Origin of the sequence: Nocardiopsis sp. CNR-923 (assembly GCF_001942255.1) — a bacterium.
In the GTDB taxonomy this organism is placed as follows: Bacteria; Actinomycetota; Actinomycetes; order Streptosporangiales; family Streptosporangiaceae; genus Nocardiopsis.
The window spans coordinates 70,039-81,620 of sequence record NZ_MKKC01000068.1; the positions used below are offsets into that span (position 1 = coordinate 70,039).

Consider the following 11,582-nt stretch of genomic DNA (forward strand, 5'->3'; position numbering starts at 1 on the left):
GCACCCGCCGACCGGCGCCACGGCCGGGCCGCGGTCACCACGAGTCCGCGATCAGTCGGCTCGGCCGCCCCACATGTGACACGTACAGCGCGTCCCTGGCCCGGGTCGCGGCGACGAACAGGAGCGTCCGCTCGCGCTGGAGGGTGTGCTCCAGCGCCACCGGGTCGCCCTCGGCCGCCTCGACGGCGGCCTTGGGCGGCAGCAGGTGGTCGCCCAGCCCGACCAGTGCGACGCAGCGGAACTCCTGCCCCTTGAGCCGGTGCATCGTGCCGACCCGCACCGCTTCGCCCCCGCTGGGACCCTCCAGCGGCGCGGTGCGCACGCCGCGGGCCTCCAGTTCCTTGGCGACCCCCCGCGCCACCCAGTGGTTGCGCCCGGCCACCGCGATCTCGCTCGGGTCGACCCCGGCCTCCAACCACACCCGAACCCAGTCGCCGAGGGCGGAGAGCTCCTCGGCGCGGCTGGAGCACTCACGCACCACCGGAGCCGGACCGCGCAGGAGGGAGCGGTACCCCGCGAGGGTGTCGGCGTCGTCGTCCATCCCGAGGGCGGCACGGCGACCCAGGATCGGCATGGTCCAGTCCAGGATCTCCTGGGTGACCCGGTAGCTGACCCGCAGCCGGTGCCCGCGCCCGCGCACGTTGATGCCGAGCGAGGCCAGTGAGACACGGTTGTCGGACACCCGCTGGTGCGGGTCGGCGACGATGAACAGGTCGTCCGGCCCCTCCGGGACGGCCGCGCGCAGCATCCGCCACTGGGCCGGGTGCAGGTCCTGGGCCTCGTCGACCACGGCGTGGCGGAACAGCGGGCCGCTCCGTCCCAGCACGCGCGCGGCCTCCGCCGCGAGCTGCGGGTACGACCACAGTCCCTCGACGCGCATCGCCCCCACGTACCGGCGGACGGTCTCCCACACCTGCCGACGGTGCTCGGGCGCCAGGTGCTGGACCCGACCGCTGCGCTCACAGCGAATGTACTGCGGGAGCAGCTCCAGGCCCTGGGCGAGGACGACCTGCTCCCACTCGTCGACCAGGAACGGCCGGAGAAGGGGAGCCCGTCGGCGACCGCCACCGCGCGCCAGCGCCGGGCCAACTCGTCCTTGCCGATCAGGCGGGGCGCCACGCTCGCGTGCGCCTGGACGACGGACCGGGCGAGGCTGTCGATGGTGGCCACCCGCACCCGGGCGCGCGTGTCGGGGTCGGGGAGCAACTGGTCGAGCCGCTCGGACAGGGTCTGGGCGAGGGCACGGTTGTAGGTGGTGAGCAGGACCGACTCGCGGGGGTCGTCGGGGCGCGCGGCGGCGTCGCGCTGGGCCAGGTGGGCGGCGCGGTGCAGGGCGAGGACCGTCTTGCCGGTGCCCGGGCCCCCGGTGACCTGGGTGGACCCGTTGAAGTGCGCCTCGGCCAGCGCGTGCTGGTCGGGGTGGAGCGTGATCTGCCACTGGTCGAAGGGCGCGCGCAGGGCTCCGGCCAGCTCGGGCGGACCGGTGGGAGTGGGGTCGTCGCCGCCGGGGCCGGCGACGGTCGGACTGTCCGGGCGCAGACCGCGGGCGAGTCGCAGGGCCTCGTCGTGGGGACGCACCGCGACGATGCGGTACTGCGGAGGGACGTCCTCGGGGCGGTCGGCGTCGGCGTGCTCTGCGGCGGTGTCGGGCAGGACCACTCCGGACCAGTCGGGGGCGATGCTGACGACCCGGACGCTCGGGTCGGCGGCGCCCTCGACGGACTCCAGCGCGGGGTGGTCGCCCGCCTGGTAGGCGCGCATCGCGGTCAGCGCGAGGAGCTGGACGTCGGGCGTGAGGCGGGAGAAGTCGCTGAGGAACGTCGGGGCGATCGCAAGGGCTGACACGTCGTGATTTCCTCCGGTCGTCGACCAGGTGTCTCTGGGTGGTACAGGGGTGGTCGGAACGGATGGTGGCGCTCGGGGGACGTCGGCCGGATGACCGTCGCTCCAGGTGAAGGATGCTCGCGCTGGAATTCCGGCAAACGTCGCTCACGAGGCGATTCTCGGCATGTTGGAGGCGTGGGTCGACATCTCTGTTCATGCAGGTCAAGGCGTTCATTGCGGAAGTCAGTTCGAGATGTTCGGGCGCTTTTCCGACTCCGTTCGGGCGGGGTCCGTGACCTGCGGTTCTCCGTGCGAGATCCGTGTCTGAAAGTCGACTACTGGCATGTCCGAAACGCGACCCCGTGTGGTTCGAGGTGCTGTTCCGGGCGAGGGTGGTGGGAAGCGTGCGGTGTTCCGGGACGGCACGGGAGGAACGTCCGAAACCGGGGACGCGGAGTGACGACGCGGAGGGCGGAACAGCCCGGTCGCGCCTCGGCCGCTTCATCGTCGGGACATCCGGTCCTTCGGCGCACGAGGGCTTCCGGGTGATGCGGGCAGCGGGCTCCGTGCGGCCGGGACACACTCCGGACCGGCCCGCCTACACAGGGGGAACGGGGCCCGTGGGACGGGGGAGCCGCCGGGGCGAGCGGCTCCGCCGCTGACGATGTGGCCGGATCCGGACACTCTCTGTGCGGACGGGGACCTCGCGCGAGATCGTGTACGACACGGAGCACGCGGTCGGCGCGTGGTTCAGGACTCTGCCGGGGTCCGTCCTACCCCGGCAGAGTCCTCAACCACCCTAGAGAAGCGGTACCCAGTCCCGGGCGTCGTCAAAGCGCGCCGGGCCCTCGAACCTCGTGCTGGTGGCGAGTCCCGTACGGTCCGTGTGACCGGTCGAGCGCCATCATCGCTGAGGGGTACGACAGACGGACGGTCGGCGCCCCCGAACGGTTCCGTTCCCGGCGCGCGGTCGCACGCCCTCCCCGGCCGACCGCCCCGACCCCCGCGCGTACGCCATGATTGGGGTGCGCACGCGCGTTGGAACGAGGAAGGCGGCCGGGTGACTGTGTGGATCGTGGCGATCGGGGCTGGTGTGTCTGCCCTGGCACTGGCGCCGTTCGCGTGGACGTACCTGGCCAGCGCGGGACGCGCGGGACCCTCCGAACCGTGCCTCACCGGCCCGTCGCGGTCGTCCTGGGCGCCGCCGCGTGGAACGACGGGCCCTCGCCCCTGCTCGCCCGCCGACTCGACATCGCCGTGCGGCTCATCGAGGACGGCCGGGTCGACCGGATCATCGTCTCGGGCGACAACCGCGAGGTCTCCCGCCGCGAGACCGACACCATGACCGACTATCTCGTCGCCCGCGGCGTGCCCGCCGACCGTATCGAGGCCGACCGCCACGGCTACCGGACCTGGGACACCTGCGTGCGTGTGCGCGACCACTTCGGAGTCCAGGCGGCCACCATGGTCACCCAGTCCTTCCACCTGCCGCGCAGCGTCGCCCTCGCCCGTGCCGCCGGGATCGACGCCGTCGGCGTCGGCGACCCGAGCCTGGGCGTCCGGCGGCGCTCCACCGTCGTCGGCTACGCGCGCGAGGTCGGGGCCGCGTTCAAGGCACTGCGCGACGCCGCGCTGCGCCCCGCCCCCGCGCACGCCGAGCCTTGACACGTCCCGTGGTTTCCCACCCTCCAGCGGCTTGTTTGTAGGCTCCAGACAGGAAGGAGATGGGTGCTGCCTCCCCGCCAAGGGCGGGCGGTCCACACCCACGAATGCACATGGACGCGACCAACAGCTCACACGACGGCGCGCGGGACGTGGACTGGGCCGCGCTGGCCCCCGAGGGGGGCGAGCGGATCCCCGAACTCCTGGAGACGCTGGCCGGAAGCGACGCCGCGCTCTCCGAACTCCACGACATCATCCGCTTCCCCGCCCCGGGACACCTCGCCGCGCCCAGGACCGTCGACGCCCTCGTCGACGTCGCCTGCTCCCCGGGCACGCCGGTCACCGACCGCTGGCGGCCACTCAGTCTCCTCCTCGAACTGGTCAGCGGGAACGCCGAGGACCGCTTCCCCGAGCCGCGCGACCTCCGACAGTGGCGGGACGAAGTGGCCTGGGCGGCCTCCAACGACGCAGAGAAGGTCCGCGAGCAGTACCGGATCTGGGCGGAGGAGGCCCCGGACGAACAACGCCACGCGCGCATGCGCCAACGGCTGGCCGTCATGGACTCCCCGGACGGGGCGGCCCTCCTCCAGGCCGAACTCGACACCTACGAGGCGGTCCGCGCCCGCGTGCCCGACCTGGTCACCCTCCTGCGGGGCGGCGGCAACCGGGGCGGACTGGACCGGGCCGGGGAGTGGGTGAGCTACGTGCTCGCCTTCCTCCACGACGACGCCGAACTGATCACCGCCGAGATCACCGGAGCCTCCCAGTTCCTGCTCGCCAAGGACCTGCGCGGCGCGCCCCAGGCGCCCGCGTCCCTGAGCGAGGTGATGAGCGGCGGACACGACAACGGGGAGCCGCTGCCCGCCGAACTGTTCGCCCTCGGTCTGCTGGCCAGCCCCGAGGACATCGACACCACCGTCGCGCTCGCCCACCAGATGGGCGGCGGGAACCTCTACAACTCCTTCGCGGCCTCCGTGGCCATGGTGCTCGTGCACGGGGAGAACACCCCGCGCGAGGGGCTGCGCCGCATCGGGCGCGGCGGCGGCACCAGCCTGGGGTACGAGGGCCTGTTCAACGAGTCCTGGCCGCACTGCGGCAGGCGCTCCCCGCAGGTCCTGGGCTTTCTGGCGCTCGGGCGCGCCGGCGCGCGGGCCCGACGTGTGCGCCTGGACATGCTGCCCGGCCTGATCAAGGGCGAGGACGCCTCCCGCGCCCTGGTCGCCGGGGTCGGACTGGAGATGGTCCTCGGTCCCCGCTCGCGGGGGTTCACCGCCGAGGAGCACGCCCACGCCGAATACGGAGAGGACACGCTCAAGGTCCTGTGGGCGATCGCCGAACTGCCCGCCTCCGCCTGGGCGGACGAGGAGTTCACCGCCACCCTGCGCGCCTGGGCGCTGCCGGAGGACCCAGCCGACTTCTGCGAGTTGGTCGGCGTGGAGCCCGAGCCCGAGGAACCGCGGGCTCCGGCGGCCCCGGCGTCCGGGACACGGGGCTCCGACGCCGAACGCGGCGGCCTGTTCGGGCGGCTGTTCGGCGGCCGGTGACCGCCGGGGCGGATCAGCCCCGGCCGTCCGCCCCGGCGGCGGCCAGGGCGTCGTCCACCCCGGACCCGTACCCGCCGAGGAACACGGGATCGGGGCGCGACACCCACATCAGGACGGTGGCCGCGGCCAGAACGCCGAGGATCCGGCGCCGGGACACCCCCGCGTCCGGGACCCGTGGCCCGGTCCCCGCGGGCGCGGCGTCGCACGTCGTCACACACGGGGAGACGAATCCACGGCCCGTCGGGCTCCGGACTCGGCGCGTGTCCGTCTTCGCGCCGTGCACGGCGCTCGCCTCGCGAGGACGCCGGGCGGTGGCTTAGAGTCGCCGGATGCCAGACGAACACGAACTCACGCCGCGCCTGCGGGCTTTGACCGACTTCCTTCCCGCCGGGATGCGCGAGGGCGCCGGGATGCACGAGTACGACGGCGTCGTCGCCGACCTGTCCCCGGAGGGCGTCCGCGCGGGCCTGGCCGCCCTCGGCGGCGACCCCTTGGACGACCCCCACGACGAGGCCCACCTGTCCGCCTTCGAGGACGGCCTCCGCGTGCAGCTGGGCGAACTGCGCCTGCACCGCGCCAACCCGCTCTACCACCTCGGCCAGCTGGATCTGTCCTGCTACGACCGGGCCTACGCCCCCCGGGAGGAACGGGACCGCGCCCGGGTGGACCACCTCAGACGGTGGCCGGAGGTCGTCGACCACGCGCTCTCCGCGCTGGACCGCCTCTCCGCACCCGTCGCGCGCTCGCTCCTCGGAGCCGTCAGGGGCGCCGCCGAAGGGCTGCCCGCGAACATCCCGGGCGACGTGCGCACGGCCGCCCTGACGGCCCACGCCCGGTTGGTCGCGCATGTCGAGGAGGCCGCCGGGACCGGGCCCGCGAGCGCCGCGCTCGGGGCGCGGGACCTGAGCAGGCTCATGGGGGTCGGCGAGGCCGCCACCGTCGACCTCGCGACCTGGCAGCACGGGCCGACACCGAACGCGACCGCCTGTGCGACCGGTTGGCCGAGGCCACCGGCGCCTGGCTCCCGGGCGCGATCCGATGGAGGTCAGCCGGGAGCTGACCCGGCGGCACCCGCGCGCCGAGGAAGTCCTCGACGCCGCGCGCCGCTGGACCCGGCTCGCCCTGGACTTCACCGCCGAACGCGGTCTGGCCCCGTACGGCGACGGCGAGTGCAGCGTGGACGTCTCCCCACCGTCCCAGCGGTGGGCCACGGCGATGATGGCCTGGTCGGGCCCGTGGGAGGCGGACACCCCGTCCTTCTACTTCATCACCCCGCCCGACGCCGCGTGGTCGGAGGACGAGGCGGCGGAGTGGCTGGAGATGTTCAGCCACACCACCCTGCCCGCGGTCAGCGTCCACGAGGTCGCGCCCGGACACTACTCCCACGGCCGCGCCCTGCGCCGGGCGCCCAGCGCGGTCCGCCGGGCCCTGCACTCGATGACCTTCGCGGAGGGCTGGGCGCACTACGCCGAGGAGATGTGCCTGGAGGAGGGCTTCGGCGCGTACGCGGCCGAACGGCTGGGGGATCCGGAGTGGACCGCGACGCACTACGAGATCGGTGTGTGGCTGGAGGCGCTGATCCGCGTCACCCGTCTGTCCGTCGCCATCGGCGTGCACACCGGGGGGATGACCGTGGAGCGGGCGGCCGCCCGCTTCTCGGCGGACACCCCGCTCCAGGGCCCGGCCGCGCTGTCCGAGGCCAACCGGGCCACCTTCGACCCCACCTACGGCCGCTACACCTGGGGCAAGCTGGAGATCCTCGCCCTGCGTGAGCGGGCCCGGGAGCGGTGGGGCGACGGGTTCTCCCTCGCCCGGTTCCACCGGGCCCTGCTCGACCTGGGATCGCCGCCGCTCGGCCTCATCGACAAAGCCCTCGACGGTTAGGCGCAGTCTCCGGCGCGGTCGGTCGAGGGGTTCGTTCGGGCACGCCGGGGTGCCCGGCGACGGCACCGCGCCGGAGACGTCGGTTGAGGACGGCGGAGGGCGACGAAGCGGGAGGTGCGCCCCCCTGACCCGAGGAAGCGCGCTCACGCGGACCGGTCGGGAGCCCCCAGTTCGGCCAGTGCGGCGCGCACGCGCCCCCGTCCGGCGGACAGCGCCCGCGCCGCCCGGTCCGGATCGACGTCGGCCAGGAGCGCCACCAGCGCCACACGGGTGTCGCCGTCCGCCGCCGTCAGCGTCTGCGCGCACACCCGCTCGGTCAACCCGGTCGCCTGGGTGAGGATGGTGACGACGCGTCCCCGCAGCTTGCGGTTGGACGCGTCGACGCCGACCATCAGGTTCGAGTAGGTCCGCCCCATCCGCACCATGACGGCCGTGGAGAACGCGTTCAGCGCCATCTTCTGCGCCGTCCCCGCCTTCATCCGGGTGGACCCGGCGATCACCTCGCTCCGGTGTCCATCCCCACGTGCACGTCCACGTCCCGGGCCAGGGGCGCGGCCGGGTTGGCGCTGATCAGCACCGTCGCCGCCCCCCGTTCGCGGGCCGCCTCCAGCGCGCCGCCCACGTAGGGGGTGCGGCCGCTCGCGGCCAGCCCCACGGCGAGCGATCCCGGGGTCAGTCCCGCGGCGTCGATCCGGCCGGACTCCCAGTCGTCCTCGACCCCCTCCACCGCCCGGGTCAGGGCGCCGCTACCCCCGGCGTGGTGCGCCATCACCCACTCGGCGGGCACGCCGTACGTGGGCGGCAGCTCCGCGGCGTCCTGCGCGGCGACGCGGCCCGAGGTGCCGGCGCCGAAGTAGTGGATGGCCGCGTCCGACTCCAGGGCCGCCACGCCCAGATCGACGGCGCGCGCCAGCTCCGGCAGGACGGCGGCCACGGCGGAGGCGACGGTCACGTCCTCCGCGTTGATCTGCCGCAGCACGTCCAACGATGGAAGCAGGTCGATGTCGTGCGTCCCCGAGTTGCGGGCCTCCGTCGGGGCGCGGACGATCACCGTGTCACCGTCCCCGGGTGGACGGGTGGCGGGGCCCGTGCCCGTGGAGCCGTCTTCCGTCCCGCTGTGCACAGCGCTCTCCTGTTCGGTCCGCACCGGCAGCCGTTCCCTTCCGTCGGTGGTCGTCCCGGGCCGCCGCGGCCCGGGACGGCTCGGATCAGTCGTCGCCCGCGTCCCTGTCGTCGGGGGCCCCGCCGCTTCGTCTGTGTCTGCGGTCGTCGTTGATGCGCAGGCCGCGCACGGCCTCGAAGGTGGTCTCCAGGGCAGTGCGGCTCTCGGTGTACCGGCTCTGGGCGAGCCCCACGAAGAGACAGTCCACGACCGTCAGCTGGGCGAGTCTGCTGGCGGTCGCCCCCGACCGGAACGTGGTCTCGCGCGCCGCCGTGGTGAGCACGTGGTCGGCGAAGCCGATGGCGGAGCGCGGGAAGTTGGTGATCGCCACCGTCCTGGCTCCGCGCCGCCCCGCCTCCGCCAGTGCCTGCACGGTGTCGATCGTGGCGCCGCTGTGCGAGATGCCGATGGCCACGTCGCGCTCGTCGAGCAGCGCGGCGCTGGTCAGCATGACGTGGGCGTCCGCCCACGCGAAGGACGTCATCCCGATCCGGTGCAGCTTCTGCTGGAGGTCGGCGCCGACGAAGGCGCTCGCGCCCACGCCGTAGACGTCGATGCGGCGGGCGGCGGCCATCGTGTCGATGACGGTGCGCAGGGCGTCGACGTCGAGAGCGGCGCCGGTCTCCTCCACGGCGCGCGCGTCGGTGTAGGCGATTTTCTGGACCACGGTGACCAGGGTGTCGTCCGGGTCGATGTCGCTGGCCAGCTCGGGGGCCGTGGACCGGGCGCCGCGCGCTTGGCCGGCCTCGGTGGCCAGGGCCAGGCGCAGTTCGCGGTAGCCGCTGAAGTCGATGGTTCGGCAGAACCTGATCACGGTGGCCTCGGAGGTCGCGCAGTCCTTGGCGAGCTGGGTGATGGACGACGCCGCGGCCCGTTCGGGATCGTCCACGACCCGCCGGGCGACCCGCCGCTCGGCCGGGGCCAGGGAGGGGATCAGCGACCGGATACGCAGAACCGTGGTCGGTACGGCGGAGGCGACGGTGCCCCCAGCGGCCTGCTCACCGTTGGGCTTCGGAATTTGCGCCATGGAGGAAAGTTTCTTTCGGTCGTGGTGCAGAGTCAACGCGAGGAAGGGAAATAGCGGGAGAATCAAGGATGACAAGGGACCCGGTCGGCGGCAAGTACCGGGGTGGCGATTGCGAAATCCCAGCTCAGCGGGCACTCTGGGGCGGGGCGCCACGGCCACCCGCTCACGTCGGCGCCGCCAGGCAGGGGGGATGGTGCTGTGTCGCCACGCGACCCGGCGGTAGGCCGGCACGCCGTGACCGCCGACCTCCGACCCTCGGCCCCGTCCACGGCGGACCACCCGGCCAGGGCGCTGCGCGTGACGCTCCTCGGCCGCCTCGGCGTCGAGGTCGACGGGACCGCCCTCCCGGTGCGCGGCGGCAAGCGCCGCGCCCTCCTCGCGGCCCTCCTGCTCGGCGCCGGCCGCACCCTGACCGTCGAGGAGCTCGTCGAACGCGTGTGGGGTGTGCCCGCGGACCCGGCCAACCGCAGTGCCCTCCAGGTCCACGTGGCCCGCGCCCGTGCCCTGTTCGACGCCCACTGCGGCCGCCCCCTCATCCGGGGCGGCGACGGCGGCTACCGGATCGACCTCGCCGAGTCCGAGTCCGACCTGTTGGCCTTCCGCGCCTGGTGTGCCGCGCCGACGCCGCCGACGCCCCGGACGCCCGCGCCGACCTGCTGACCGATGCGCTGGCCCTGTGGCGCGGCCCCATTCTCGCCGACGTCGCCAGCCCGGCCCTGCACGAACACGACGTCGTGCCCCTGCAGGAGGAGTTGCTGCGCGTCGCGGAGGACGGGTTCGGTGCGGCCCTGGACCGCGGCGGCCACGAGGAGGTCGCGCACCGGATCGCCCCCGTCGCGGCGGCCCACCCCGAGCGCGAACCCCTGGCCCGGATCCACATGGTCGCCCTCTACCGGAGCGGTCGACCCAGCGAGGCGCTGCGCGTGTACGCGCGCACCCGCGCCGTGCTGGCCGAACGCCTGGGGGCGGACCCCGGCCGCGATCTACGCGAGACCTTCCACGCCGTTCTGCGCGGCGATCTGGACCCGGTGCCGCGGGTTCCTCGTCCCCGGGCACGCTCCGGCCCCGGCACGGCTGGCCCCGCCCCGGCGGGGCGGCGCGGGGCGGTGGACCCGGACCGCGCCGCCGAGGGGGCGACCGACCCGGCCGACGCGGCGGTCGTTCCCGCCGAGCTGCCGCCGTGGTCGCGCCGCTCGTGGGTCGGGAACGGGCCCTGGCCGAACTCGACCGGATGGTCGACCCGTGCGGTCTGGTCCCGGCCGGCGTGCTCGTGCGCGGACCGGCCGGGGCCGGTGCCAGCGCCCTCGCCGTGCGCTGGGCGCACACCGCCGCCTCGCAGTTCCCGGACGGACAGCTCTACGTCAACCTCCGCGGCGAGGACGGTCGGCCGCGGGAACCGGCCGAGCTGCTGCGCCGCCTGCTGCGCTCCCTGTCAGGGGACGCCGAGGTGCCTCCCGGACTGGAAGCGGACGAGACGGCCGCGCGGGCTCGGACGCTCACGGCCCACCGGCGCGTGCTGCTCGTCCTCGACAACGCGGCCTCCGCACGGCAGGTGCGTCCGCTGCTGCCCGGCGGCACGGGCTGCGCGGCGGTCGTCACGAGCAGGTCCTGGCTGACCGACCTGCTCGTCCGCGACGGGCTGCGGGTGCTGTCGATCGGAGCGCTGGAGCCGGACGAGGCGGTCGGGCTCCTGGAATCCCTCGTCGACCCCGCCCGCCGCTCACGCGCGCAGACGGAACGCCTCGCCGCGCTGGCGGGGTACCTGCCGCTGCCGTTGCGCATGGCGGTCGCGTGGCTGGACACCCACCCGGACCGGACCGCGGCGGACCTGGTGCGGCTCGTGGAAGGGGTGGACCCGGCGCGAGGGACGACACCCACGGCCCGGATGACCGCGGTGCTGCGCGCCGGGCCCGGGGAGGGCCGCTTCGGCCGCGGGGAAGTACCGGCCGGACCCGGCCCACCGGAGACGAGTGTCGGGCCGCGGGCTCACGACCGGCTTTCGCGCAGGTGAGGCTCGGCGTGTGATGAGGCGAAGGTGATCCCCGCCGCGATCCCGCCTTTCGCGCAGGTGAGGCTCGGCGACCACGGGGGAGAAGAACGCCTCTTTTGGGACGTGAGAGACTCATGAGGTGGTTGTGATCTCCGCTGGATCGGTTCTCAGGGGTGCTCACGGGGCGATCGAGTCGCTAGTGTCGATCACATGACACAGAACAACGAATCGAACCTCGACCCGGCGGGGAACACCCAGCACTTCCGTCGTTTCGTCGACGAGAACCCCGTGACGGACGAGCCCGCGCGCCGCCCGATCCTCCCGCTCGTCCTGGCCGGCGTTGGCGTGGTGCTCGTCATCGTCGTCGCCGTCGCGCTCTTCCTCGCCCTGGCCTAGACGAGTCTTTCCGAACACGTTCAGTGGTCGTAGGCGGTCAGTGAACGGCTGACCGCCTGGCCGGTCTGGAAGTTGCGCCAGATCGCGGCCGCC

6 protein-coding genes and 5 pseudogenes are annotated in these 11,582 nt (G+C 74.1%); 7 read left to right on the forward strand and 4 right to left on the reverse strand.

The features are described 5' to 3' along the window. Positions 1–34 precede the first annotated feature (34 nt). Positions 35–1,845 (reverse strand): annotated as a pseudogene (locus BJF83_RS08255) (UvrD-helicase domain-containing protein). Between the two features lie 1,039 nt (positions 1,846–2,884). Here BJF83_RS08255 and BJF83_RS08260 point away from each other — a divergent pair. Together BJF83_RS08260 and BJF83_RS08265 are read left to right on the forward strand one after the other, a co-directional pair. After that, positions 2,885–3,489 (forward strand): annotated as a pseudogene (locus BJF83_RS08260) (vancomycin high temperature exclusion protein). 110 nt (positions 3,490–3,599) lie between these two features. After that, a complete protein-coding gene (locus tag BJF83_RS08265) occupies positions 3,600–5,030 on the forward strand; it encodes a hypothetical protein (RefSeq protein WP_075925830.1) in 1,431 nt (476 codons plus the stop codon). A 13-nt stretch (positions 5,031–5,043) separates the two neighbouring features. Here BJF83_RS08265 and BJF83_RS08270 read toward each other — a convergent pair whose 3' ends face one another. After that, complete coding sequence (locus BJF83_RS08270; RefSeq protein WP_075925819.1) at positions 5,044–5,244, reverse strand: hypothetical protein; 201 nt, start codon at positions 5,242–5,244, stop codon at positions 5,044–5,046. 115 nt (positions 5,245–5,359) lie between these two features. On the opposite strand from BJF83_RS08270, the pseudogene BJF83_RS08275 reads away from it, so the two are divergent. Further along, a pseudogene (locus BJF83_RS08275) lies at positions 5,360–6,914 on the forward strand (DUF885 family protein). A gap of 143 nt (positions 6,915–7,057) precedes the next feature. Here the strand turns inward: BJF83_RS08275 and BJF83_RS08280 are convergent. Continuing rightward, positions 7,058–8,061, reverse strand: a pseudogene (locus tag BJF83_RS08280) (N-acetylmuramic acid 6-phosphate etherase). Positions 8,062–8,122: 61 nt separating this feature from the next. Next, positions 8,123–9,103 carry a MurR/RpiR family transcriptional regulator gene (locus tag BJF83_RS08285; protein WP_075925820.1) on the reverse strand — a complete coding sequence of 327 codons (981 nt, stop codon included), beginning with the start codon at positions 9,101–9,103 and terminating at the stop codon, positions 8,123–8,125. Positions 9,104–9,337: 234 nt separating this feature from the next. Here BJF83_RS08285 and BJF83_RS28680 point away from each other — a divergent pair, with 234 nt between their 5' ends. From BJF83_RS28680 to BJF83_RS08305, 4 genes and pseudogenes are all read left to right on the forward strand, one after another. Further along, positions 9,338–9,763: a helix-turn-helix domain-containing protein gene (locus BJF83_RS28680; RefSeq protein WP_075925821.1), complete on the forward strand. Its 426-nt coding sequence runs from the start codon at positions 9,338–9,340 to the stop codon at positions 9,761–9,763. Further along, positions 9,712–10,053: pseudogene (locus BJF83_RS28685) on the forward strand (BTAD domain-containing putative transcriptional regulator); the annotation flags it as partial. The gene BJF83_RS28680 and the pseudogene BJF83_RS28685, both read left to right, overlap by 52 nt. Positions 10,054–10,283: 230 nt before the next feature. Continuing rightward, positions 10,284–11,114: a hypothetical protein gene (locus tag BJF83_RS28690; protein ID WP_262391398.1), complete on the forward strand. Its 831-nt coding sequence runs from the start codon at positions 10,284–10,286 to the stop codon at positions 11,112–11,114. Positions 11,115–11,303: 189 nt separating this feature from the next. Then, positions 11,304–11,489 (forward strand): hypothetical protein, encoded by a 186-nt coding sequence (locus BJF83_RS08305; RefSeq protein ID WP_075925824.1) that lies wholly within the window; start codon positions 11,304–11,306, stop codon positions 11,487–11,489. Positions 11,490–11,582 lie beyond the last annotated feature (93 nt).